Consider the following 24,183-nt stretch of genomic DNA (forward strand, 5'->3'; position numbering starts at 1 on the left):
TGATATGGAGAACATGATGAATCAGTCGCATGGCTGGGGGCCGGAGGGCGCGCGCGCCGCATTAAATATAACATTTGATAATTTGGGGGCCGTTGCCGAGGAAGAAATCGGTCTTCCCTCGATGATGGGTGAGGGGGGTGTTCACGCATCGATCGAGGTGCTGCCAGACCTGCTGCGGATCTTGAATGGGGTTAAGGTCACCTATTTCATCGAAGGCTGGAATTGTGGTGCCCATCCCGAAGAAATCAAATCGATTTGTCAGGCGGGTCATGAAGTAGCTGTGCATGGTTGGCGTCATGAAAACTGGGCGAACACGGCGGTTTCGACAAGGAAAGATGCGCTGAAGAAGGCTGTCGACGCATTTACGGCAATGGGTGTCGATGTGGCTGGATTTCGGCCGCCCGGGGGTAAGATTGATCTGGCGGAGCTAAAGGCTGAATGTCAGGCGGTCGGCTTGAGCTATGCGTCTCCATTGGGCGCGATTGGGGACGACAGGAACGATGGCGAGTTTATAACCTTTCCCTTCGCATGGCAGCATGTCGACGCATATATGCTCAATCCCGATCTCGGGGCACTGCGACAAACTTTCGGGGATCCGGAAGAGCCCTATAGCCTTGAACAGTGGGGCACGCTGATTGAAGAGCTTCTTGAAAAAATTAAGCAGGACGGCACACACGCAACCCTGATCTTTCACCCCTTCATGTTAAAGCAAAGCGAAAAAGCGCTGGAAATATTTGCGAAGCTAGTGAAGTCAGTGCGAGCGGATGATGATATCTGGACGCCCACATGCGGGGAACTGGCGGCCTGGATGCGGCGAAGTCAAGCAGCATAGCAAACTGATGCGAGGGCTTAAATCGCAGCTGCGGATCGAAAATTGTTGGATATGACAACCTGACCGTATGCTAGTACCGCAAAAAAAAGGCCAGCCGAATTTACTCCGGCTGGCCTTCTCTCGTTCAATGGTTTTGTTTTTTAATTGGCGGTCATCTTGATGTTTTTATCGAGATATTCATTCGTATAGGATTCTGCCGGATCAAACGGCTTTTCGACGCCGAAATAGGTTTCGATCAAATCATAGGTTTTCTGAATGCGATCCCCACTGAAAAAGCCGAGTCCCTCTGTCGTTGTGGTCTCGTCAGCCATGAGTTCCTTAACACGTGTCCATTGATCATCCATGGCTTCTTTATTCAGGCCGCTGGCCACATCCATGAGTGACTTGATGCATGGATCCGGGTTTTCGACGCAGGCATGAAAGGCGCGTTGGGTAACGGCGGCAAATTTCGCGACGACTTCCGGGTTTTCTTTCATATAGGAAGTGTTGACGATGAAAGAGTTGCCGTAAGGGTTAATGCCGACCTCGCTCCAGCGAAGGGAGGCTAGGTCATCGCCAAATGCAGCCAATTTCGCATCATGACCATTGTAGAATTCACTGATGATATCAACGCGGTCTGCGGCGAGGGAGGGGTTCTTCGCAGGCGGCGCAAGATTAACGAAGCTGACAGACCCATCTTCCAGTCCGACCGCTTTTGCAAAGGCTGGCCAAAGAACACGGGCCGCATCACCTGGAGGATTCCCCAATGTATGGCCCGCGAAATCCTTCGGGCCTTTCATGCCGGATGACTTCTTCCAGTAAAGGGTCAGGGGAGAGTTGGCGTAAAGCACCATGATTGCTGTAAGGTCGGCGCCCTTGGATTTGGCGACAAAGGCAGTGCCAAGTTCCGCTATCCCGAATTCAGAAGCGCCTGTCCCGACTGTCTGCGCCGCAAGGCCGGAGCCCTTTCCGCTATTTACCTTCAGGTCGATGCCGGCATCGGCATACCAGCCCTGATCAAGCGCATAATAAATTGGCGCATGATCTGCGCCTGGTGTCCAGTTAAGGATAAGACTTGCTTCTTCAGCAAAGCTGGCTGTCGCCGACAGGCTCAGCATGGCGGCGCCGGCGAACCAGGCTCCTAAAAGCTTCTTCATAACTCCCTCCTGTAAATTGAAAGATGTATTGACTTTTTCTAATTAATCTTTAGCCACCTGCTAAGATCAATTATATTTTCTACGGTCGATATAAGTTGTCAGATGGCGCAATAATGTTATCTATGTCATAATATAAGTCAATATATATCCAACTGGTTGGTTGATTTAGAGGGAAAATGGGCAGAGTCTCGACGAAGCAAAATGAGAAGCCGTTGGCAGGTGAAAAACAACCGAAGAAGCGTGTACCGGGCGCCGCACGACGCAAGCTGCTGGCCGCTGGTCGGAAGGAATTCGCCAATCGTGGGTTTGAGGGCGCCCGTGTTGATGAGATTGCAAAACGTGCAGGTGTGAACAAGCAGCTCGTCTATCACCACTTCGGAAACAAGGACGAGCTTTATCGTCATGTGCTTGAGAGCATTTACCAGGATATCCGCAAGCGGGAACTGGCGCTTAAACTGGATACTCTTCCCCCGCTCGAGGCGATAAAGAAGCTGGTTGAGTTTTCCTTTGATCATACGGCGAAGAACAGGGATTTTGCGTCAATTCTGATTGATGAGAATGTCCATAAGGGTCGCCATATGAAGGAGATCCAGGATTTGGAATCCTTGCATTCGCCCTTGATCGCTGCGATTAGCCAGATATTGGAAAGAGGGGAGAAGGAGGGGTTGTTCCGCAGCGGGCTTAATCCGGAACAGCTGTATATCTCCATCGCCGCCCTCGGCTTCTTCTACTTCAGTAATATTTATACATTGTCCGCAATTTTTGGGCATAAACTTGATGCGCGCGAGAATATCGCAGAGAGAAAAGCGCATGTCGTCAAGTTGATTACGGACGCGATCGTCAAGTGATGGAATGCGGGAAGCGACAGCCTTGATGTAAGCGACTAAGCCCTGACGTTCTGATATTGACAGCAGATATTTTTATGTTCAATAATCAACCAACTGTTTGGATGATATTACAGGTTGGCATAGGAAATATAGATGAGCGGACGAATGGAAAGTGCGACCCCGAAACCAGATGCCGAAGATAATATTGCCAGCGAACAACCTTCCGCTTCCTGGTTAGGCAAGCGGTGGTCGCAACTCGTTTCCAATCTGCCGAGATATTCCGTTGTCGTGTTTGTCCATATCCTCGTTATCGTGCTTTGGTATGCGGTAACGGCAACCGGCCTTGTTCATAAACTGATATTGCCGTCGCCGGGCGAAACCTTGTCGACCCTCACCCAACCGCAATATCAATGGATGGAAAATACGTTCGTCACCGCGTGGGAGATCGTGGCGGGTTATTGTTTGGCGGTGGTTGTTGGTGTCTTGCTCGCCCTGATGTTTTCCTGGTTCCGTAGTCTGCAGACAACATTATTTCCCTTGTTCGTGACCTTCAGCATGATCCCGAAAATCGCCTTGGGTCCGCTTCTGATCGTCTGGTTCGGTTATGGGATTGGAACGAACATATTCTTCGCGTTCATCTTATCATTCTTCCCGATCCTGATAACATCGGGGCGGGGTCTGCGGGAGGTGGAGCCGGATCTTCTCGATCTGGTTCGGGCGCTTAAGGGAACGCGCTGGCAGATTTTCCGGAAAATCCAGCTGCCGGGCGCTATGCCGTATATTTTCTCGTCCATGAAGGTGGGCGCTATCCTGGCGCTCGCCGGCGCTATCGTGGGTGAATTTGTAGCTTCTAGTCAGGGTCTTGGCTATTTGATGATTCAGGTTCAGTCGACGCTCGATACAGCGGCCATGTTCATGGCGGTGATATTGTTGAGTGTATTGGGGATTGGTCTTTTCGGGCTGGTTACCCTGCTTGAGTATATTTTTGTGCCAAGTGATGCCCGTCTGGACAATAAGACTTAAGGCCTGGGCGGCTAGTAAGTGTTCGCCGAAAAAGATGCCGGAGTTTGCAAAATGGGACGTAAAAAATTACCTGGGCAAAGGATCGGTGAATGACCGAAGAACTCGCCTTTAAATCCGCGCAAAGCCTTTCACGCTCATTTCGTTCTGGTGAGCTTTCGCCGATTGAGGTCGTGGAGAATCTTTTCTCTCGGATTGAAATGCTGGAGCCGATCCTCAACGCTTTTTGTGTGCTTGATCGGGATGCGGCAATGACAGCCGCCCGGGCTTCGGAGAAAAGATGGGCGATGGGCCGGCCATTAAGCCCCCTTGATGGAATTCCGGTCTCCGTAAAGGACATTATCCTCACCAAGGGGTGGCCGACCCTGCGGGGGTCTCTGACAATCGACCCGGATCAGGCCTGGGATGTCGATGGTCCGGCCGTAGCGCGCCTGCGTGAAGCCGGCGCGGTTATATTCGGCAAGACAACGACGCCTGAGTTTGCGTCCAAGCCGGTCACGAATAGCGCCTTGACCGGCATTACGCGAAACCCCTGGAATCCTGCTCTTACCCCGGGCGGATCGAGTGGTGGCGCGGCGGCGGCGGTGGCGTCCGGTCTGGGGCCGCTGGCGCTCGCCACGGATGCGGGGGGATCGATCAGGATACCGGCCAGCCTTTGTGGCGTGTTCGGCCATAAACCCAGTGGCGGCCGTGTACCGATGTTTCCGCCGACCCCTTACGCAAGTCTTGCCGGGTTCGGCCCGATTACGCGTACTGTCGGTGATGCGGCAATGATGTTGAGTGTGATTTCCCGTCCTGACCCCAGGGATTTCGGCAGCTTGCCCTATGACCCGGTTACCTATGAGGTTGAACTTGAACGCGCTGATCTTTCGACACTGAGAATTGCCTATAGCCCTACATTGGGCTACGCAAATGTGGATGCGGAAGTGGAAGGCGTCGTCCGAAAGGCAGTCGGTCTGCTTAAAGATGCCGGCACCCGGGTTGACGAGATTGACAAGGTCATGAACAGCCCGATCGAGTTGCTGGAGCGCCTGAAAAGAGGGTTCGCCGATTACGCCTTTCGTCATCTGGGGCCGGAGAAACTGGCAATGGTCGATCCGCAAATTGCCGCGGAGATTGAGGCGGCGCGGGGTGCAGATCTTGCTGAGCATTTTGACGCGGAAATGGAGCGTGCGGAACTGCATCGGCAAATGGCGGAATTTCACCAGACCTATGACATATTACTCTCTCCTGCTATTTCCGCTCAGGCTTTTCCCGCAGAATTGGATGCTCCAGAGGGTAGCGGTCGGTATGGCTGGATACCTTTTACGTCGCCCTTCAACTTGACGCGGCAGCCTGCTGCTTCAATCCCGTGCGGCTTTTCTGCGACGGGAATGCCGATCGGGATGCAGATTGTCGGACCGCAGTTTGCAGACAAGACGGTTCTGCAGGCGGCGCGGTTGTTTGAGAAAATTTTACCCTGGGCTGAGTTCAGGCCAGGTTTTGGAAAGTGAGATATTGAAACATGCAACTTGCAGTCAGGGTTCCCTATGAATGATGTAGAGGCATTGCGGTTTGATACTTTGACTCCGGCGGACATGCAGGGTGTCTTTGCGTTGTCGGAAGAGGCTGGGTGGACGCAGGTGGCTGATGACTGGGCGCTGATGATGAAGCAGGGTTCCTGCATCGGTTATCGCGATCCGTCGGGTCGACCGATTGCATCTGGCGTCGCCTTGCCGATGGACGATCAAATCGGCTGGGTCAGTATGGTGCTGGTAACAAAAAGCTGGCAGCGAAAGGGGCTGGCGACAAAGATTGTTGAAAAATGCTGCGAATGGCTAGAGGGGCAGGGAATTATTCCCTTGCTCGACGCTACCCCCGACGGCAGAACAGTCTATTCGCAGATGGGATTTCAGGATCAGCTTGCTATCACGCGGTGGCGAGTTGATACAGAAGTCCGTGGCAATGAAGCGTCGGTCGGCCCGGCACGAGCGGATGACCTGATCTGGATCGCCGACTATGACGAAGAAGTCTTTGGCGCGCGTCGAACACCTATACTCGGCGACCTGATAATGCGTGGACCCGCCTATGCCGCTGACGGCAATGCTGGATTTTTGCTTGGACGAGAGGGGCGGGGCGTTACCCAAATTGGTCCTCTTTCTGCAGAGAGCCTGTCGATTGCAATTAACCTTCTGGATGCTGCATTAGCGTCCCTCTCAGGTGCCGTTACGATTGATGCGTTTGATGCGCAGGCCGAGTTCACGGATCACCTCGCCGCACGGGGGTTCAAGGCGCAGCGAAGTTTCACCCGGATGATACGCGGACCTGTCAGAATAATCGGAGATGCTTCGCGCGCGTTTGCTGCTGCAGGTCCGGAGCTTGGGTGAGCCATGAAGGTTCTGAAGGGTAAAGTGATACTAGTTAAGCGAGGGAGTGGCGCTCTGGCCTGGGTGACTTCCTTCAACCTCCGCGCAGGGATATTTTCCCGCCAGTTATTGTAAATTCTTGAATTGAAAGCAGAAAGTATGACAACGGATACGATAATTAACCTTTCCGGTATCAAGAAAATCTACCGTACCAAGGAAAAGGAAACCATAGCCGTCTCCGACGTCAGTATGCAGATCAATACGGGTGACTTTATCTCTCTGGTCGGTCCGTCCGGTTGCGGTAAATCGACGATCCTGAAGATCATTGCCGACCTCATTCCCGCAGAAGGCGGGTCAATAGAAATTGGCAATGCAAATCGGCAGATAGACCGAAGCCGGGATATTGGCATGGTGTTTCAGCAAGCCCTGCTCCTGAAGTGGCGAAAAATTATCGACAACGTTCTATTGCCCGCCGAAATTCTCGGGCTGCCGATGAAGGAGGCGCGGGGGCGAGCGAAAGATCTTCTCGAGATGGTCGGTCTCCGGGGGTTTGAAGATGTCTATCCTTACGAGCTGTCCGGCGGTATGCAGCAACGCGCGGCAATTGCCCGATCTCTTGTGCATGATCCGGAAATTATTCTGATGGATGAACCGTTTGGTGCGCTTGATGCGCTCACTCGAGAGAAAATGAATACGGAACTTCACCAGATTTGGCGAAAATCGGGCAAGACGGTGCTTTTTGTCACTCACAGTATTCAGGAGGCCGTATTTCTCGGAACCCATTGCGCGGTTCTAACAGCGGGGCCGGCACGAATGGCCTCCTATTTTCCGATCGAGCTTGCGGTGCCGCGTCAAATTGCAATTAAGACCGAGCCGGAATTCGGTGCCTATACCCGAAAAATTTACGACCTGCTCGGTGTCGAATAGCCTCTCCATCTGCGGCTATTCTGCTTGTTTTATACAGCGTAGATTGGCTTTGACATAACGCTGGATGCCGTCCAGTAGCGGGCGGTACCGGCTGTTCGCCAGGAAAATCAGAGCTTGTGCCGAGTGGTTGTTTGCCGCAATCACGCGGTTTCCTGTGTCGATGACAAATACCTTCCCAGATTATATTTTCCCCAGCTGAAATGGCGGGAATGGGCATATGATTTACATAATCCCACTCTTTTTGCGCTTATTTAAGGGTGTAAATGGGCTGCCCATATTTGGCGACAAAATTGCCTAAAATATTGTTGACAATATTATCGGCAATGAATAACGTTCCTTCAACAGGGAAACAAAATCAGCAAAATTTGAAAATTTATGACGAAAAGAAATGTCACTAAACTAACGACGGTTACGTCCGGTCCTAAGTCCGGCGGTTCGGATACTGACAGGCTTGTCGATGAGTTGCGCCGACGTATCGTGACCAATCAAATGCCGCCCGGTTCACGCATTCGGGAAAATGAACTATCGGAAGAATTCGGCGTCTCCCGTTCCCGCGTTCGCGACGCGTTCGGAATTCTGGAAGAGCGGGGACTTATCGAGCGAATTCCGAATAAAGGCGCCGTCGTCATGCGCCTGGAAGCGGACAGTTTCCTCGAACTATTTGACGTTCGTGAGGTGCTGGAAGGGTTGATGGTGCGTCTAGCGACGCAAAATACCGAGCCTGAGTATTGGGATGACCTGATCAATCTATTCGGTGCGGATTTGGAAAAGGCTGTCGAGAATAATGATTTCAACGCCTATATGGCGGCGATTGCGCAGTTCCGCCAAACCTGCATCGAGGCAGCCGGTAGTGGCACCTTGCGCGGTTTGCTGGATGACATTTATGACCGCGTTCTGAGTATGACACGCCGCCTGATGCTGGTGCCCGGACGTGCGAGCGAAGGGTTCCGGCAGCATCAGGGAATCCTCCGGGCCATGCAGGAAGGCGATGCGGAAAAGGCCGAGCGCCTCAAACGAGAGAATATTCGAAGCGCGCGTCAATGGTTCCTTAAATACAACGACTTCCTCCTCTAACGATAGATCTGAGTATGACGGCCAAGAATAAAAACAAGAATGCCGGTGCCGGTCCTTTGAAGGGCATACGGGTCATAGAGTTGGGGTCGACCGTCGCCGGGCCATTTTGTGCGCGCCTGATGGCGGACTTCGGCGCCGATGTTATCAAGGTTGAACAGCCGGAAGGAGACGCGGTCCGGTCCATGGGCACACGACGCGACGGCCATTCTCTGTATGGCGCATCGATCTTTCGCAACAAACGACTTGTATCCGTCAACATGCGGCAGGAAGAGGGACGCCAGCTCGTCCGGCAGCTCTGCCTTGGGGCGGATATTGTTGTGGAAAATTTCCGCCCCGGTACACTCGAGCGCTGGGGTCTTGGTTATGAAGATTTGTCTGAAAAGAACCCGGGATTGGTCCTGGTGCGTATCAGTGGTTTTGGACAGACCGGGCCCTATAGCAGCCGAAGCGGATACGGGGTAGTTGGTGAGGCGGTCAGTGGACTTAGGGAGATAACTGGCGATCCCGACAGACCACCACCTCGCGTAGCAACGTCTCTCACGGATTATATAACCGGCCTGTATGGGGCGTTCGGTGCGATGATGGCGCTGGTGGAGCGCAATCGTACCGGCCTTGGGCAGGTCGTGGATTCCGCCTTGTATGAATCCGCTTTCAGTTTCATGGAGCCTCATGTCCCCGCCTATCAGCAGATGGGAATCATTGCGCAGCGCGCCGGTTCCCGCCTGCCGGGAAATACACCAAACTCGATCTATCCTACGGGCGATAAGCGATTTGTCGTTATCGCGGCCGCGTCCGATCCTGTTTTCCGGCGGCTCGCAAGCGTTATCGGTAAACCGGGATTGGCGGAAGACCCGAAATTTGTGACCGCAGTCGCTCGTGCAGAAAATGAAGATGATTGTGATGGCTTCATCACAGAGTGGACCCGGTCCAAATCGGTCGAAGAAATAGAAACCGAACTGCTGGCCGCCAATGTTCCCGCCGCGCGTATCTACACGATGGAAGATATTTTCGACGATCCGCAATTTCAGGCGCGGGACATGCTTGTCGATGTAGAGGACCCGACGCTTGGGGATATCACGGTGGCAGGGGTGGTGCCGAAACTTTCGGGCACCCCGGGAGAGATTTGGCGGGCCGGCGCTCAATGCGGAGAGGATACCAATGAGGTACTCGCTAAAGAGCTCGGCCTTTCACCGGATCAAATCAGTCAACTTGAGAGCAGGTCGATAATAAAGGGTCTGCAAAAGGCGCATGGCCAGACAAAAAGCAAAAACAAGAACCTGAAACAGCCAGCCGGAGCGTCGAAATGAACCAGAGTCAACTCCCTGAAACACTAGAGGAAAAGCTAGAGCAGCTGGGGCAGCGAGAAGAAACCGCACGTCAGATGGGCGGAAAAGACAAGATCGCCCGGCGGACGGCGGCGGGTATCATGAATGCGCGCAGCCGTATCGACGCGCTGCTTGACCCGGGAACCTTCTCGGAAACCGGATTGCTTGGCGTCTCCACTGTCTATGAAGAAGACCGTGATAAAACGCCGGCGGATGGCAAGGTGGCAGGGTTCGGTCTGATCGATAACAGGCGGGTGGGCGTTGTCTCCAACGATTTCACCGTTAAGGGCGCGTCGTCCAGCATGACCAATATGAAGAAGATCGGACATGTAAAACGGACGGCAACGGATCGGGGATTTCCGCTCATTTTCCTCGGTGAATCCTCAGGTGCGCGGATGCCGGACAATATGGGGTCTGAGGGTATGGGTACGATGCTCGGCAACGATCCGCATCAGTATGTCAGACATCGGGAAACACCCTGGGTGTCGGCTGTATTGGGACAGTGTTTTGGGTCGTCTGCCTGGTATTCCTGCCTCGCCGATTTCACGGTGATGCGGAAAGGAGCTGTGCTGGCGGTGGCAAGCCCGGCGCTCGCTTCTCTCGCCATCGGCCAGAAGGTCGCGCCCGAGGATTTGGGCGGTTGGAAGTTGCACAGCGAGGAAACCGGCCTCGTCGACCGGGTGGTGGAGACGGATGAAGAGGCACTTGCCGAAATACGTAAATTCCTCTCCTACATGCCGTCGCACAATGGTGAAACGCCACCGGTTGCCGAAGTGCACGAGGGCAGTGATGAAGCCGCCGAGTATATAACGCAAATCCTGCCGGACAGCCGCAAGCGTGGGTACGACGTTCGCAAAATCATCAACTGCATTGTCGATCTGGAAAGCTTTTTCGAGTTCAAGCCTCGCTTCGGCCGCACGGCGGTTACGGGGCTTGCCCGCCTGGATGGCAGGGTGGTCGGGATGGTCGCCAACAATCCGTTGGCCAAGGCCGGCGCGCTGGACGTCTCCGGGTGCGAGAAGGTCACGCGTTTTCTCGTGATGTGCGACTCCTTTAATATTCCAATCATTAACCTGGTTGACACGCCCGGTTTCGTTATCGGCATTGAAGGAGAGAAGAAGAAAGCGCCCGGTAAGATCATGAACTTCATGACGGCCTTGCAGATGTGCACGGTGCCAAAACTCTCCGTCATCATGCGCAAAAGCTATGGCCAGGCGTATCTGAATATGGGGGGAGGCCGGAACTCGGATTCTGTTGCCGTCTGGCCGACCGCGGAAGTCAGCTTTATGGACCCGCAGTACGCAACGGAAGTCGTTACCTGGGGTAAGGATGCTAGCGACGAGGAGAAGAGTGCCATTCGCGAGGAAATGGAGCGTAACAGCACTTACCTTGGACTCGCCCAGATATTCGCGGCCCAAAGTGTTATCGCCCCGCAGGATACGCGCAAATACCTCATCGAGGAGCTAAAGATTCAGCAGTTGCGACGCAGTGGCGGTATCGGCCGTCATAACATGGCCAGCTGGCCGACAACTTATTAACCGCCGTATTTGGAGATGCGTAAATGACAATAACGAATGTTGCTTCGGAAGTAATTGGGTCTGTCTGGAAGGTAGAGATGAACGTGGGGGACGCCGTCAAGGCCGGCGACACCATAATGATTTTGGAATCCATGAAAATGGAAATCCCGGTAGAAGCCCCGGTTGATGGCAAAATTACCGAATTCAAGGTGCAACCCGAGGATTCTGTCGATGAGGACCAGGTGCTATGCACAATCGAGAGTTAGGCTCCGAAATGAGTGACGCAGGTAAAAAAGACGTTGCGGAGACGCCGATCAACGAGGAGCTTTATTTCCGCCGTGTTGCTGCCCTGGAAATGGGCGGGAAGGAAGCGATTGAGCGCCAGCACGCGAATGGGCGCCTGACGGTGCGGGAACGCTTTTCCGAATTAACGGATAAAGAGAGTTTCCGGGAAGTTGGCACGCTTGCCGGTTCTGGCGAATATGATGAGAATAACAAATTGGTCCGGGTAACGCCTGCGCCCTATGTCGCGGGAATGGCTCGCGTAAACGGTCGTCCGGTTGCCATCGGTGGTGAAGATTTTACCGTTCGCGGCGGCACGACCTTCGGGGCAGCGCGTCGAAAAGGCGGGCAGGGCGGCTTTATCGAGGACCTGGCCCATTATTATAAAATTCCCCTGGTCAACCTGATTGACGGGGCCGGGGGAACGGTTACTTCAGCCAAGCGACGCGGCTATGTCGCGTTTCCGGGTGTGCATGGATTTGAACGCTCGGTTCAGCTGTTGGGTGAAGTGCCTGTCGTCTCCGCTGTGTTGGGAACTGCTGCCGGGGGGCCAGCGGGACGCGCAATTCTGTCGCACTTTTCGGTTATGGTTCGGGGAACGAGCCAGATTTTTGCAGCCGGTCCGCCTGTGGTGAAAAGATCGCTGGGACGCGACATCGATAAGGAAGAACTTGGTGGGGCGGCTACCGCTGTTGACAAGGCAGGAACCATTCACAACGCGGCGGATACGGAAGAGGAGGCGCTTGAACAGATTCGCCGCTTCCTAAGTTATATGCCGCAGAATGTATGGGAATTGCCGCCCGTTGTCCCGTGCGATGATCCGGTGGATCGATGTGAAGTGGCGCTTCGGGATATCGTGCCGGAAAAGCGTACGCAACCCTACAGCATGCATGATCTGATTGACCTGGTTGTGGATAAGGATTCCAGCTTTGAGATCCAGCCAACAAACGGCAAGTCGGTCATAACCACGCTCGCGCGGCTGGATGGTCGCGTGGTCGGCATTGTTGCCAATAACCCGAAGTTCTACTCCGGGGCCATGGATGCCTCCTCTGCCCATAAGCAGATCCGTTTTATGGAGCTTTGCGACACCTTTCATATTCCGCTGGTATTCCTTGTCGATGTGCCGGGCTTCATGGTCGGGTTGAAGGCTGAGCAGGAAGCAACTTTGCGCGAAGGCATGCGTGCTGTGTATGTGGCGGGTCAACTGACGGTTCCAACGATCACCCTTGTTATCCGGAAATGTTACGGCATGGCGGGCATGGCGACCTGCAACAAGAACGATATCGATTTGAAACTAAGTTGGCCTAGCGGTGAATGGGGCTCCCTGCCTGTGGAAGGGGGCGTCGCCGCCGCTTTCCGTCGCGATATAGCGAATTCCGACGACCCGAAGGCGCGTGAAAAGGAACTTGAAGCGGAACTGAGGGCCTATGCCTCGCCGTTCCGAACAGCAGAAGCGTTCGCGGTCGAAGAGATAATCGACCCGAGTGAAACCCGTCCAATCCTTTGTGAGTATATCGCGCTCGCAGAAGGTCGTCTCAGGGCCAATCTTGGCCCGAAAAGGAAGGCGGGCGTTTCACCCTGAAGGGTGTCCTATCGCTGTCGTTACTTGGAGGTGTTCGGCAGCGATTCTTGATGATTTATGAGGGAGGTAACTAAAATGATAATTCGTAACAGTATCGCGGCCGCTTGCGCCGTATTTATGCTTGCAGGCGGGGCAAATGCCGCCGACCGGATAGCATTTGGAACAACAGCGCTTAAATCAGTGCATTACACCTATGCGGCTTCTGCGGCAAAGGCCATCAATGAAAAATCGGGGGACAAGGTTGATATTACCGTCATATCGACCGGCGGCGCCGTTGATAACCTGAAACGTATCGGTCAGGGCCAGATCAATATGGGGCTCGGTACCTATGCAACGATCTATCAGGCTTACAAAGGCATTGGCAAATTTGAAGGCAATGCAATGCCTGAGCTTCGCGGACTATGGGTGCATGCCCCGGCTCTGCAGGCATGGGTTGTCCGGGAGGATTCCGGAATTAAGTCTATATCCGACCTGGCGGGAAAGGAATTCACCCCCGGTCAACGTGGTTCCGCGACTGAGCAACTTGCCATCCAGATGCTGGAAGCGGTTGACGTAAAACCGGATCTTTATCGCGCCAGCCTGGCGGATGCAGTGGCTGCCGTTAAGGACAATCGTTCTAATGGCTATGTAAAAGCGGGCGGTACAGCCGTTCTGGATGGGACGACGCTTGAACTGATGGCTTTTACACCAATAAGACTGCTCGGCTTCACCGATGACGAAGTGGCCAAAGTGAAAGAGAAATTCCCTTTTATCAACTTCCAGAAATATAAAGATAACGAAGTTGAAAATTTCCCTGCCTTTACGTCGCCGGTACAGGTGATTGGCCAGTTTGCGCTTGCCGATAGTCTGACGGACGAGCAGGTGATCGCCATTCTGGAAGGCGTGGTTGACAACCCGGGACCGCAGGTCGCGGCATTTCCATCCTTTGGCAAGCTTGATGTAATGCAGGATTCCCTGAATCTCATCACCATTCCTCTTCATAGCGGTGCCGTGAAGTTCTACCGCTCCCGCGGCCTTGAAGTGCCGGAACGTCTTATTCCACCGGAAATGAAATAGATGTCCTGATGAATGTAGCAGATGTGCCCGGTGCGCACCTCGCCTGCCGGACCCATCCGCATCGAAAAGATAATCGCAGTTACCAGAGAGGGATGGGCCGCCAGCGTCAACGTCGCCACCTTGGGCGTTGGTAACGATAAATCATCCAGTATTCAGCTCAAAATATCGGCAGGGACTAAACGACATGAGCGCGGGAGAATTATTGCAAGAAGAAGATGAAGAAAATGCCTTGGATGCATTACCCCGGCTTTATCGGCCGTTGATGTGGGTTTTGTGCATGGCACTCGTCTTTTTCCAGATCTACACCGCTGGCTTTGGACAGTTGCCGCCCTTGTCTCAACGGGCGGTTCACGTCGGGCTTGGACTTGCAATTGTCTTCCTCGGTTTTGTCCGATTTTACGGCACCATGGATACGCGGCAAAAGTTCTGGCGTGCAGGTGATGTTATCTTCGCAGCGTTGTCCGCTGCCACGACCATCTACATCCTGACTCAGGAAACAAGAATAACAGAGTCCTTTAATCTGGCGGTAATGCCGATAGATCTCATTTTGGGATCAATTCTTACCGTAATTCTGTTGATTGCCGCCTGGCGAACCACGGGACCGGCTCTTCCGATCCTCGCAATCATCATGCTGCTCTATACGTTGTTGGGGCAGCATATACCCGGCACATGGGGGCATCCGGGTTTTGATTTCCAGTACTTGGTTGAACATTTATATCTCGGGACTGAGGGGATATGGGGCACAGTTACGGGCCTATCCGCAAACCTTATCGCCATCTTCATAATCTTCGGGGCATTTTTGATGGCAACGGGGGCGGCCCAGACTTTTATGGATATGGCACTGATCGCCGCGGGGCGCTTTCCGGGCGGCGCGGCGAAGGTAGCGACAGTGTCCAGCGCGCTGTTTGGGATGTTAAATGGCGCGGCGGTTGCCAACGTTGCCAGCACGGGTGCCTTTACTATCCCGGCGATGAAGCGCCTCGGCTATAAATCAAGTTTTGCCGGCGCTGTTGAGGCAACAGCTTCCTCCGGTGGCCAGATTACGCCGCCCATTATGGGGGCGGGTGCATTCGTGATGGCGGAACTTCTTTCTGTCCCATATCTGGACATTGTGTATGCGGCCGTTATTCCGGCGTTTTTATTCTATGCCTGTGTCTGGATGTCGATTGATGTCGAGGCGCGGCGCGAAGATATGCGTTCTTTCGATGAATCAGAGCTTCCCACGCGCGCAGAAGTTCTTGCCATCGGGCGTATCGGGCCATTGGTTGTTACCCTTGCCGTCCTGCTCATCAGCATGTTTTCGGGAAATACGCCAACCCTTGCCGCCTTCTATGCAATTTGTACAAATGTCGGCCTTTACCTGCTGATCGGGCTCTTTCATGGGAAAGACGTGAAGCAGCGGATACTGAAGCTGCAAAAAGCGGTCATATCCGCTGCCTTTGGAATTACCGGCATCTTGGCCCTGCTTGTTACCGCGCAGGTGGCTTTATCGCTTATCGGGCTGACCGGTTCAGGGATCAAGCTTTCGGAAATGATCGTCAGCATTGGCGGCGGCCAATTGTTTGTTGGTGTCCTGTTGTCGATGATTGTCGCGCTGATCCTGGGAATGGGCATGCCGACAACCGCGGCTTATCTTTTGGCGGCCGCTGTCGCGGCGCCCGCCCTTATCAGCCTGAATGTCGATCCATTGGTCGCCCATTTCGTTGTGTTCTACTCGGCTTTGCTGTCGGCCTTAACACCGCCCGTTTGTACTGCTGTCTTCACGGCGGCGGTGATTGCCAAAACAGACTGGTGGTCTGTTTCACTTGTATCAATCCGCCTCGCTTTGATGAAGTATCTGATGCCATTGTTTTTCGTGTTTCGTCCGGCGGTATTGCTGGAAGCGAGTGCGATTGAAATTGTATGGTCGCTTGTTATGGGGCTTGTCGCATCGTTGTTGCTCGCGATTGGTGGGGGGCGGTTCTACCGCCAGCGAATATCACTCCCGATTGCCCTGTTCCTTGGAGCCATGGGCGCGTTGGTTGCGGCTAACGAATGGTGGATGGATGCCGCCGCCATATTGGTACTCGCCATCGTGGTGATCGGGCAACGCAGGGCAGTATGGCTTGGTAAAAAGGCGCAAACGTAATAGTCTGGTGCTGACGGTAATTCGTCGTAAACAAAGAAATAAGCTTTGAATAATAACAAACCGATCGAAAGAAAATCATGTCATCTGTTGAGAAATTGCTGATCGCGAATCGCGGTGAAATCGCCTGCCGTATCATTCGCACCTGTAACAACATGGGGATACCGACCGTAGCCGTTCATTCAGAAGCGGATCGGGAATCCCTGCACGTCGAAATGGCGGATGAGGCATATGAAATTGGACCGCCACCAGTAAATGAGAGCTATCTCGATATCGAGGCTATTTTGAAGGTGATGCAGGAAAGCGGCGCCAATGCGGTGCATCCGGGCTACGGCTTGCTGGCGGAAAATGCCGGGTTTGCCCGGGCTGTCCAGCAGGCCGGTCACATCTGGATCGGGCCAGATCCTGCGACAATTGATGCCATGGGTGATAAGGAACGCGCGCGGGAACTTGCGGTCAGCCTTGATGTACCGGTGCTGCCTGGCAGTGGCCGTTTTCGTCCCGGAGATGAGGGAGATCCCTCTGAGATTGCGGCAGAGATCGGGTACCCATTGCTTGTAAAGGCGGCTGCCGGGGGCGGAGGGATCGGCATGCGGGCGGTTGCCTCGGCAGAGAAGCTCCTGTCGCAGATTGAAACGACGCAGAAACTGGCAGAGCGCATTTTTGGCGATGCGTCCATCTTCCTGGAAAGATATGTTCCGAATGCCCGACATGTGGAAGTCCAGATTTTCGGCTTCGGCAATGGGGAAGGCATACATTTATTTGATCGGGACTGTACTATCCAGCGTCGCTTCCAGAAAATCATCGAGGAAGCGCCGGCCCCGTCTCTCTCGGAGGAAATTCGCGGCCGCATGCAGGCCGCGGCACTCAAGCTGGTAGCACATCAGTCCTATCTCGGGGCGGGAACTGTCGAGTTTATTTATGACTGCGACCGAGATGATTTCTATTTCCTTGAGATGAACACACGTATACAGGTGGAGCATGCGGTAACGGAAATGGTAACCGGGATTGATCTCGTAAAATGCCAGATCGAGGCGGCTACCGGTGATTTCGTTTCTGCAAAGCAAGATGATATAATTTTGACCGGCCACGCTCTGGAATGCCGGATATATGCGGAGCGTCCTGAGAAAAAATTCATGCCCTCTCCCGGAACGCTTAACATACTTGAATTTCCTGATAAAACTGAGGACTTACGTATTGATACGGGTGTTGTGCAAGGCGATACCATCACTCCTTATTATGATCCCATGATTGCGAAAGTCATTGCGTCCGGGGTCAACAGGGATGCCGCCATTGCGAGAATGCGTCAGGCCCTCTCCGAGATTAAGCTGGAGGGGGTTGGAAATAATATCGCATTTTTATCGGACGTGCTGTCAGACCCTGACTTTCAGAAGGTCGATATTACCACCAATTACATAGATAAACAGCAGAAATAATCTGTCGGGGCGGCATGTCGGCGGGTCTTCCGATCGCAGCATAGGGGTTTATGATTCGTGCCTTGGCGCGGGCTTTGAGCAATTTTCTTCTGCTCTTGGTCCGCACCGGAAGGCGCCGTATCCATTGAAAATCATGACCCTTTTGCCCGTGAAAAAGGGTTCTTGACAAGCTCGATGAATTGTCAATATCTTCTCATAAGTATCCAGCAGGTTACTTATTCCTACAGGGAGATAAAAAAATGAAATTCATCGTATCGATGCTTGCTGCCGTGGCGATGTTTGCCGCACCAGCGACAGCAGAAGAATATTCTTGGAAGCCGGACAAACCGGTCACAATCATTGTACCTTGGTCTGCCGGTGGCTCCACTGACAGCGTTACGCGCGTTCTTGCAGGTGAACTTGAAGAAGCGCTGGGACAGACCGTTGTTATCGTGAACCAGCCGGGTGCGGCAGGTTCTGTTGGGACAACAAACGCATGGCAGGCGGATCATGACGGCCTGACATGGGCCGCCGGGGCGGCAATTGACCTTGGCGCCTATCAGGTTCTCGGAATGCTTGACGTTCCGGTCACAGATTGGAAACTCTATCTTCATATCGCCAATGTTGCGGTTGTCGGCGCAAATCCCGATTCAGGATACAAGGATTTCGGTGATGTCCTCGCGGCAATGAAATCAGATCCGGACAGCGTTTCTGTCGCCACGGCCGGTGTGACTTCCGGTGGCCACAATGCCATGGAATCCATCGCCCAGACAGCTGGCGGCAAGTATAAGCATGTCAGCTATGACGGCGGAAAGCCGGCCGTGCTGGCCGCGGTTTCCGGTGAAACCAAGCTCACCACCCAGCTCGCATCAGAGCAGGCGGAAATGATCCGTGCCGGTCGGCTAGTTCCCCTTGCCGTGCTGGCTGATAAGCCGCTCGTTATCGAAGGTTATGGTGAAATCCCGTCCATCAAGCAGTGGATACCGGACATTCAGACGGCGAACAACTACTTCGGTATCTGGACGCCTGCAGACGTTCCGGCCAATGTAATCGAAACAATGGACAAGGTTTGGGCAAATGCCATTTCCAAGTCCAAGGCGATGGCGGAATATGCCGCCAACCGCGGTGCGATTATGGATCCGTCCTCTGGCGATGCAGCTCTGGCGGCGATTAAGCCGGCACTGACCCAGAATGTCTTCCTGCTGTATGATGGTGGCAAGACAAAGAATGATCCAACTAAATACGGTTTCACACGCCCATAGCGTTTGACCATCTGGTATCTCCCTTGGCGCCTGTTTGCGTCAAGGGGATGCCTTGATCTTGCCTTTTGACCCTGCCTGGAGCAGGGCATTGGATCCGGAAAGTTAATTCATGGACGGCCTCATTTCCTTTGCAAACTCCGTTGGTTCCATACTGACGAGCTGGTCAGCCGTTGATGTTGTGTGGGCTACGTTGCTGGGCATCATCGTTGGCATGTTACCTGGTCTCACAGCGACGCTTGGGGTTGCGCTGCTGACAACATTGACCTTCAAGATGGAAGCGGATCAGGCGATCCTTATTCTTGTCTGCATGTATGTTGGCGCAATTTACGGCGGAAGCCGAAGCGCAATCTTGCTGAATATTCCCGGCACCCCCGCAAATGCGGCGACCGCTCTTGACGGATTTCCTCTTGCACGGGCAGGTAAGGCGGGATCGGCCATGGCGATTGCGACAACGGGGTCGGTCTTCGGCGGGTTGATCGGGATGATTGCCCTCGCTGTCATTGCGCCAGTCCTCGCTGAATTTGCCCTGTCTTTTGGTGCCTTCGAATTTTTCTGGCTGGCGGTGTTTGGTGTCCTGATTTCCGGCCAGCTCACGTCACTTGATGACCCAATTAAGGGCTGGATAGCAGGTTTTCTGGGGCTTTTTATCGCGACAATCGGGCAGGAAGGCATCTACGCCGTGCCGCGTTTCTCCTATGGATCGACGGATCTCTCCGGGGGCATCGGGTTGCTGCCGGCCATGGTAGGGGCATTCGGTCTGGCCGAAATTCTGACCGTTATGCGCCATGAGGCCTTTGAAGCCGTCCGGGCGAAATCGGACAGTGTCTGGTCTGGCATCCGGGAAGCTTATAAGTATAAATTTACGGCCATTCGTTCAGGCCTAATCGGCACCCTCATGGGACTGATCCCGGGTGTCGGGGAAGATATGGGATCCTGGGCCTCCTACGCCGCGGCACGCCAGACGTCCAAAAACAAGGAAGAATTCGGCAAGGGCTCGGTTGAGGGATTGCTCGCCGCTGAGTCAGGCAATAACGCCGCAGTTCCAGGAGCGCTCATTCCGGTATTGACCTTGGCGGTCCCGGGATCGGCGCCGGCTGCCGTCCTGCTCGCGGCCATGGTTATTCACGGCATCCGTCCCGGGCCACTGATCATGATTGAATCGCCGGGCTTTGTTTATTCCGTTGTGGCGATGGTATTCCTGGCGACAATTGCCATGGGTGTTCTTGGGTTGCTTTTGACCCGTCCGCTTGTGCTGGTCCTTAAAGTGACGCGGGAACGCCTGATGCCCATCATCTTTGTCCTTTGTACTGTCGGGGCCTTTGCCATCGCCAGCCGGACTTTCGATGTCTGGGTGATGCTGTTTTTCGGTGTCTTCGGATTTATCCTTCGGGAACTTAAATATCCGATGGCTCCCCTTATTCTGGGGATCGTGCTTGGGGATATCCTTGACAAGAGCCTGCGGCGTGGACTGGTGTTGTCAGATGGCGAGCTAATGCAGTTCTTCAACCGACCGATCAGTATGGTGCTCTGGATTTCCGCATTGCTCTTTATCCTGTTGACGATGCCGTCGATCCGGAAACTGCTGGGCCGTTTGTTCAAGCAAAAAGCCAAGGGAGGCGTGCAATGAGCCACCAGTCCTCAATGAATAAGGCTGATTTTATCTCCTCCATTATTCTGACGCTTTTTGGAATAGGGGTAGTGGTCGAAAGCCTGCGTCTTCCGAGACTAGAAAATCTTAACGTCAATGCCTATACGGTGCCGGGCATCGTGCCGGGATTTCTCGGCCTGTTCCTGACAGTTGCTGGTCTGGCGATTTTTGTGCGCTCCATCCGGCGCGGGGGGTGGAAGCTCAGCCTGAACAAAGATGGAATGCGCCGCTGGCTTGGTTCCGCCATGGTCATGCGAACCGCCGTAACCGTTGTGATAACAATGGGCTATGCGATCTTGTTATTTCCGAATGTGCCATTCTGGATTGCGACACCGATTTTCATATTCGTATTTGTCGTCGCAACGGAAGCGATGAAATACGGTGGCTTGCCGGATCGTAAAAAGCTGCTGACGGCCCTGGTCCTCGCAATCATTGCGGGACTCCTAATCAACTATGTATTTCAGGACTTGTTCTTTGTCCGTCTGCCGGGAGGCTGAACCGATATGCTCCTTAGTCTATGCAATGAAGTGCTGCGGGATTATCCGTTCCCTGACCAGTGCAGGATCGCGGCAGCCCTGGGGTACAAGGGGCTGGAAGTGGCGCCCTTTACACTTGGCGATGACCCGATGGCGCTGACAGATGCGGATGCTGAGGAATGCCGTCGCATTGCTGAAGACCATGGCCTTGTTATAACCGGACTTCACTGGCTCCTGGTGGCGCCTCCCGGGTTGTCGATCACAACGGATGACTTGTCGGTCCGGACACAGACCTTGTCCCTCATGGAGCATCTGATCAGTTTGTGCGCGCGCATGAATGGATCTGTTCTTGTCCATGGATCTCCGGCGCAGCGCCTGCTTTCACAGGCGTCGTCCCCAGAGGTGGCGCGTGATAATGCGATGGATTGCTTTGGCAGGGTGGCAAGCTGGGCACGGGCAGCGGGAGTTACCTACTGCATCGAACCGCTTAGCCCGAACCAGACGGATTTTATCAACACTGTTGAAGAGGGTGCGGAGATTGTCACCGCCGTTAATTCTCCGGCATTCAAGACAATGATTGATACAGCCTCGGCTGGTCTTGCGGAGGAAGACCCGGTCGATGCGCTTATTCGTAAATGGTGGCCGGGGGGGAAGATCGGCCATATTCAAGTCAATGACACGAACCAGCGGGCACCGGGGCAGGGTGACGATGAATTCTCCCCGATATTTCAGGCATTGAAAGATGTCGGTCACGACGGCGTCGTTGCTGTTGAGCCTTTTGTTTACGAACCTGACGGTGCCACCACGGCTGCTGTTGCGGCGGGCTATATCCGCGGCGTAATGGAGAATTTAGTATGACCATCCCAAAACTTCGCGTTGTTGAAAGCCGCGTCGTCGTTCGTAACGCGTTCACGCGACTTCCGTTCCGATTTGGCGTGGTGACCATGGAAGCGGCGCCTGTCGGCATTTTGCAGGTTGTGGTGGAGTTTGAGAATGGCGCGCGGGCGTCCGGTGTTGCCAGTGACTTCCTGGCCTATAAATGGTTCGACAAATCGCCGGAGAAAACGCCTGCCGATAATGTTGCGGATCTGTTGCAGGCGATCCGGGATGCCCGTGCGGTTTATTCGGAGGCGGGATTTGGAACGCCCTTTGGATTATGGTTCTCGACCCGAGAGGAAATAGAAGCAAAATCACTTGCCCGCGGTTTCAATCGCCTCGGCGCGTCCTTCGCGAGCTCGATGATGGAACGTGCCGTTATCGATGCCGTCGGTCGCCATAGTGGACTAACCTTTGACCAGATGGTGCGAGAAAATAGCCTGTCAATTGATCCATCAGCGCTGCTGCCCGAAGTGGGCTACAGTGATATGCTTGGGGCATTGCCCGCGCGTCCGCTTGACGAGGTCGCCCTCCGGCATACTGTAGGGCTGGTTGATCCGATCTCCGCTGCCGATAAGGAAGAGGATGCCCCGAAGGACGGATTTCCAGTTACGCTGGAGGAATATCTGGCTATCGACAAGCTCCGGTACCTCAAGGTCAAGGTGGGTGGCCAGATCGAGGAGGATATCGATCGCTTAACGCAGATTGCCGAGGTTGTTAGGACTGCCGGCCAGCCAATTCAGATGACCTTCGATGGCAACGAGCAATATAAGAACCTGGAAGATTTTGTTGCGCTAGTAGAGCGGATCAAGGCGACACCAGCCCTTGAAGCTCTTTGGAAATCGGTTTTGTTTATTGAACAGCCGTTGCATCGGGATGTCGCCATGGCGGCCCCGCTCCCCGCCGATGCGGTTGCGGCAATCGGTAAACCCTTGCTGATTGATGAGGCCGACGGTTGGGCCGAGGCGTTCTATGATGCGATTGAACTTGGATATGAAGGTGTCAGCCACAAGAACTGCAAAGGAGTTTACCGGTCTCTGATAAATACCGGCCTCGCGGCAGTACGTAATCGTGCAAATAGTGATAAACATTATTTTCTGTCGGCCGAGGACCTGACCAACCTGGCAGTTGTACCGTTGCAGGCTGATCTTGCCGTTATTGCCACACTTGGAATCCCGCATGTCGAGCGTAACGGGCATCATTATTTCTGCGGCCTTGACCACCTGCCAGAGTCCGAATGGGCCGCAGCGTTAAAACAGCATGCCGGACTTTACGAACCGCATGGAAAATCGGGGGCGCTTCGTATCGACAATGGAATGCTCGATTTGCGTTCGTTGCAGGTGCCGGGACTCGGGGCTTCGGATCTTCCTGATCTGGATAACGGCGTGGCGGAAGAAGACTGGAAATTTGAGATGTTGGAGAATAAACCATGAGTGATCTGCCAGATCGATTTGAAAATGTAGCAGAGCTGGAAGAATTTATGACGCGGCCGCAAGACGGGCTTGCGGAAGATCTGGCGAATGCGCCGGGCGCCATCACGATTCTCGGCATTGGCGGTAAAATGGGGCCGACGCTTGCGCGCATGGCCAAGCGTGCGGACCCGGACCGCAGGATTATCGGCGTTGCCCGGTTCTCCGATCCGGCTGTCCGCAAGGAACTTGAAGCCACGGGCATTGAAACGGTTGCCTGCGATCTTCTGGATGAAGCCGCTGTTCGGCAACTTGAAGTGACCGAAAACGTGATTTTCATGGCGGGGATGAAATTTGGCGCCACCGGCAACGAGCCGCTTACCTGGGCAATGAACAGTCACGTGCCGGCCCTTGTTGCCAGCCATTTCACGACCAGCCGAATTGTCGCCTTCTCCACTGCCTGTATTTATCCCTTCGTTGATGTCCGTCATCAGGGCGCAACTGAGGATGTGTTGCCGACGCCACAGGGGGAGTACGCTAATTCCTGCGTTGGGCGGGAGCGAATATTCGAGTATTTTTCAGCGAAGCATAACACGCCGGGCCGTCTGTTCCGCTTGTCATATGCGATCGATATGCGATACGGCGTCCTTCATGATGTCGCTCAGGCGGTCATGCGCGGGGAACCGGTATCGCTTGCAATGGGGCATGTAAATGTGATTTGGCAGGGGGATGCGAATGCCTATGCACTTCGCTGTCTCGCCCATGCGGATACACCGATGACGCCGATAAATATTTCCGGCCCCGAAACCACGAGCATCCGTTCTGTCGCACAGCTTTTTGCAAGGAAATTCAACAAGCCTGCAATATTCGAGGGTGAAGAGGGCGAGACGGCCTGGCTGGTCAATACAAATCAGCAGCAGGACTTGTTCGGTTATCCGTCAGTGCCGCTTTCGAAACTTATTGACTGGACGGCCGATTGGGTCGCTCGCGGCCAGGCCAGCCTGGGGAAGCCAACGCATTTCGAAGTGAGTGACGGAAATTACTGATTA

At 54.0% G+C, this 24,183-nt stretch carries 21 protein-coding genes; 20 read left to right on the forward strand and 1 reads right to left on the reverse strand.

The window, feature by feature from the left end:
• The first annotated feature begins 16 nt into the window (after positions 1-16).
• Positions 17-832: a polysaccharide deacetylase family protein gene (locus J0X12_RS06285; protein ID WP_207043355.1), complete on the forward strand. Its 816-nt coding sequence runs from the start codon at positions 17-19 to the stop codon at positions 830-832.
• A gap of 140 nt (positions 833-972) precedes the next feature.
• On the opposite strand, the gene J0X12_RS06290 is transcribed toward J0X12_RS06285, so the two are convergent.
• Entirely contained in the window at positions 973-1,968 is a 996-nt protein-coding gene (locus J0X12_RS06290; RefSeq protein ID WP_207043356.1) for an ABC transporter substrate-binding protein, read from the reverse strand.
• Positions 1,969-2,144: 176 nt separating this feature from the next.
• Between J0X12_RS06290 and J0X12_RS06295 the strand changes: the two genes are divergently transcribed.
• The 19 genes from J0X12_RS06295 to J0X12_RS06385 all read left to right on the forward strand — a co-directional run bounded on the left by J0X12_RS06295 (position 2,145) and on the right by J0X12_RS06385 (position 24,180).
• Complete coding sequence (locus tag J0X12_RS06295; RefSeq protein ID WP_207043357.1) at positions 2,145-2,816, forward strand: TetR/AcrR family transcriptional regulator; 672 nt, start codon at positions 2,145-2,147, stop codon at positions 2,814-2,816.
• Positions 2,817-2,948: 132 nt separating this feature from the next.
• Positions 2,949-3,818, forward strand: coding sequence for an ABC transporter permease (locus J0X12_RS06300; protein ID WP_207043359.1), 870 nt, complete (start codon positions 2,949-2,951; stop codon positions 3,816-3,818).
• Positions 3,819-3,907: 89 nt separating this feature from the next.
• Positions 3,908-5,308: an amidase gene (locus J0X12_RS06305; protein WP_207043361.1), complete on the forward strand. Its 1,401-nt coding sequence runs from the start codon at positions 3,908-3,910 to the stop codon at positions 5,306-5,308.
• Positions 5,309-5,344: 36 nt separating this feature from the next.
• On the forward strand, positions 5,345-6,181 hold the full coding sequence (locus J0X12_RS06310) for a GNAT family N-acetyltransferase (protein WP_207043364.1): 837 nt from the start codon (positions 5,345-5,347) through the stop codon (positions 6,179-6,181).
• A gap of 138 nt (positions 6,182-6,319) precedes the next feature.
• Positions 6,320-7,087: an ABC transporter ATP-binding protein gene (locus J0X12_RS06315; RefSeq protein WP_207043365.1), complete on the forward strand. Its 768-nt coding sequence runs from the start codon at positions 6,320-6,322 to the stop codon at positions 7,085-7,087.
• 375 nt (positions 7,088-7,462) lie between these two features.
• On the forward strand, positions 7,463-8,161 hold the full coding sequence (locus tag J0X12_RS06320) for a GntR family transcriptional regulator (protein WP_207043366.1): 699 nt from the start codon (positions 7,463-7,465) through the stop codon (positions 8,159-8,161).
• 14 nt (positions 8,162-8,175) lie between these two features.
• Positions 8,176-9,468, forward strand: coding sequence for a CaiB/BaiF CoA transferase family protein (locus J0X12_RS06325; protein ID WP_207043367.1), 1,293 nt, complete (start codon positions 8,176-8,178; stop codon positions 9,466-9,468).
• Entirely contained in the window at positions 9,465-11,024 is a 1,560-nt protein-coding gene (locus tag J0X12_RS06330; RefSeq protein WP_207043368.1) for an acyl-CoA carboxylase subunit beta, read from the forward strand. The genes J0X12_RS06325 and J0X12_RS06330 overlap by 4 nt, the downstream gene beginning before the upstream one ends.
• A gap of 23 nt (positions 11,025-11,047) precedes the next feature.
• On the forward strand, positions 11,048-11,269 hold the full coding sequence (locus J0X12_RS06335) for an acyl-CoA carboxylase biotin carboxyl carrier protein subunit (RefSeq protein ID WP_207043369.1): 222 nt from the start codon (positions 11,048-11,050) through the stop codon (positions 11,267-11,269).
• A gap of 8 nt (positions 11,270-11,277) precedes the next feature.
• Positions 11,278-12,867: an acyl-CoA carboxylase subunit beta gene (locus J0X12_RS06340; RefSeq protein ID WP_207043370.1), complete on the forward strand. Its 1,590-nt coding sequence runs from the start codon at positions 11,278-11,280 to the stop codon at positions 12,865-12,867.
• A gap of 75 nt (positions 12,868-12,942) precedes the next feature.
• Positions 12,943-13,923, forward strand: coding sequence for a TAXI family TRAP transporter solute-binding subunit (locus J0X12_RS06345; protein WP_207043371.1), 981 nt, complete (start codon positions 12,943-12,945; stop codon positions 13,921-13,923).
• A 184-nt stretch (positions 13,924-14,107) separates the two neighbouring features.
• Entirely contained in the window at positions 14,108-16,051 is a 1,944-nt protein-coding gene (locus J0X12_RS06350; protein WP_207043372.1) for a TRAP transporter permease, read from the forward strand.
• A 77-nt stretch (positions 16,052-16,128) separates the two neighbouring features.
• Positions 16,129-17,484, forward strand: coding sequence for an acetyl-CoA carboxylase biotin carboxylase subunit (locus J0X12_RS06355; protein ID WP_207043374.1), 1,356 nt, complete (start codon positions 16,129-16,131; stop codon positions 17,482-17,484).
• Between the two features lie 239 nt (positions 17,485-17,723).
• Positions 17,724-18,725: a Bug family tripartite tricarboxylate transporter substrate binding protein gene (locus J0X12_RS06360; protein ID WP_207043377.1), complete on the forward strand. Its 1,002-nt coding sequence runs from the start codon at positions 17,724-17,726 to the stop codon at positions 18,723-18,725.
• Between the two features lie 109 nt (positions 18,726-18,834).
• Positions 18,835-20,352 (forward strand): tripartite tricarboxylate transporter permease, encoded by a 1,518-nt coding sequence (locus J0X12_RS06365; protein WP_207043379.1) that lies wholly within the window; start codon positions 18,835-18,837, stop codon positions 20,350-20,352.
• On the forward strand, positions 20,349-20,870 hold the full coding sequence (locus J0X12_RS06370; protein WP_207043380.1) for a tripartite tricarboxylate transporter TctB family protein: 522 nt from the start codon (positions 20,349-20,351) through the stop codon (positions 20,868-20,870). The genes J0X12_RS06365 and J0X12_RS06370 overlap by 4 nt, the downstream gene beginning before the upstream one ends.
• A 6-nt stretch (positions 20,871-20,876) precedes the next feature.
• The gene (locus J0X12_RS06375; protein WP_207043382.1) at positions 20,877-21,707 is read left to right on the forward strand and encodes a sugar phosphate isomerase/epimerase family protein; all 831 of its coding nucleotides are present in this window, start codon (positions 20,877-20,879) and stop codon (positions 21,705-21,707) included.
• Positions 21,704-23,158 carry an enolase-like domain-containing protein gene (locus tag J0X12_RS06380; protein WP_207043384.1) on the forward strand — a complete coding sequence of 485 codons (1,455 nt, stop codon included), beginning with the start codon at positions 21,704-21,706 and terminating at the stop codon, positions 23,156-23,158. Before J0X12_RS06375 ends, J0X12_RS06380 begins: the two co-directional genes overlap by 4 nt.
• Positions 23,155-24,180 carry an NAD-dependent epimerase/dehydratase family protein gene (locus J0X12_RS06385; protein WP_207043385.1) on the forward strand — a complete coding sequence of 342 codons (1,026 nt, stop codon included), beginning with the start codon at positions 23,155-23,157 and terminating at the stop codon, positions 24,178-24,180. Before J0X12_RS06380 ends, J0X12_RS06385 begins: the two co-directional genes overlap by 4 nt.
• Positions 24,181-24,183 lie beyond the last annotated feature (3 nt).

Origin of the sequence: Sneathiella sedimenti (assembly GCF_017313765.1) — a bacterium.
In the GTDB taxonomy this organism is placed as follows: domain Bacteria; phylum Pseudomonadota; class Alphaproteobacteria; order Sneathiellales; family Sneathiellaceae; genus Sneathiella; species Sneathiella sedimenti.

Excerpts from the sequence above, each read along its gene's own strand:
- J0X12_RS06350 (WP_207043372.1), top strand. The coding sequence starts at position 14,108 with ATGAGCGCGGGAGAATTATTGCAAGAAGAAGATGAAGAAAATGCCTTG.
- J0X12_RS06310 (WP_207043364.1), top strand. The coding sequence starts at position 5,345 with ATGAATGATGTAGAGGCATTGCGGTTTGATACTTTGACTCCGGCGGAC.
- J0X12_RS06295 (WP_207043357.1), top strand. The coding sequence starts at position 2,145 with ATGGGCAGAGTCTCGACGAAGCAAAATGAGAAGCCGTTGGCAGGTGAA.
- J0X12_RS06375 (WP_207043382.1), top strand. The coding sequence starts at position 20,877 with ATGCTCCTTAGTCTATGCAATGAAGTGCTGCGGGATTATCCGTTCCCT.
- J0X12_RS06320 (WP_207043366.1), top strand. The coding sequence starts at position 7,463 with ATGACGAAAAGAAATGTCACTAAACTAACGACGGTTACGTCCGGTCCT.
- J0X12_RS06335 (WP_207043369.1), top strand. The coding sequence starts at position 11,048 with ATGACAATAACGAATGTTGCTTCGGAAGTAATTGGGTCTGTCTGGAAG.
- J0X12_RS06345 (WP_207043371.1), top strand. The coding sequence starts at position 12,943 with ATGATAATTCGTAACAGTATCGCGGCCGCTTGCGCCGTATTTATGCTT.
- J0X12_RS06325 (WP_207043367.1), top strand. The coding sequence starts at position 8,176 with ATGACGGCCAAGAATAAAAACAAGAATGCCGGTGCCGGTCCTTTGAAG.
- J0X12_RS06380 (WP_207043384.1), top strand. The coding sequence starts at position 21,704 with ATGACCATCCCAAAACTTCGCGTTGTTGAAAGCCGCGTCGTCGTTCGT.
- J0X12_RS06285 (WP_207043355.1), top strand. The coding sequence starts at position 17 with ATGAATCAGTCGCATGGCTGGGGGCCGGAGGGCGCGCGCGCCGCATTA.
- J0X12_RS06300 (WP_207043359.1), top strand. The coding sequence starts at position 2,949 with ATGAGCGGACGAATGGAAAGTGCGACCCCGAAACCAGATGCCGAAGAT.
- J0X12_RS06290 (WP_207043356.1), bottom strand. The coding sequence starts at position 1,968 with ATGAAGAAGCTTTTAGGAGCCTGGTTCGCCGGCGCCGCCATGCTGAGC.
- J0X12_RS06355 (WP_207043374.1), top strand. The coding sequence starts at position 16,129 with ATGTCATCTGTTGAGAAATTGCTGATCGCGAATCGCGGTGAAATCGCC.
- J0X12_RS06340 (WP_207043370.1), top strand. The coding sequence starts at position 11,278 with ATGAGTGACGCAGGTAAAAAAGACGTTGCGGAGACGCCGATCAACGAG.
- J0X12_RS06385 (WP_207043385.1), top strand. The coding sequence starts at position 23,155 with ATGAGTGATCTGCCAGATCGATTTGAAAATGTAGCAGAGCTGGAAGAA.
- J0X12_RS06360 (WP_207043377.1), top strand. The coding sequence starts at position 17,724 with ATGAAATTCATCGTATCGATGCTTGCTGCCGTGGCGATGTTTGCCGCA.
- J0X12_RS06370 (WP_207043380.1), top strand. The coding sequence starts at position 20,349 with ATGAGCCACCAGTCCTCAATGAATAAGGCTGATTTTATCTCCTCCATT.
- J0X12_RS06330 (WP_207043368.1), top strand. The coding sequence starts at position 9,465 with ATGAACCAGAGTCAACTCCCTGAAACACTAGAGGAAAAGCTAGAGCAG.
- J0X12_RS06365 (WP_207043379.1), top strand. The coding sequence starts at position 18,835 with ATGGACGGCCTCATTTCCTTTGCAAACTCCGTTGGTTCCATACTGACG.
- J0X12_RS06315 (WP_207043365.1), top strand. The coding sequence starts at position 6,320 with ATGACAACGGATACGATAATTAACCTTTCCGGTATCAAGAAAATCTAC.
- J0X12_RS06305 (WP_207043361.1), top strand. The coding sequence starts at position 3,908 with ATGACCGAAGAACTCGCCTTTAAATCCGCGCAAAGCCTTTCACGCTCA.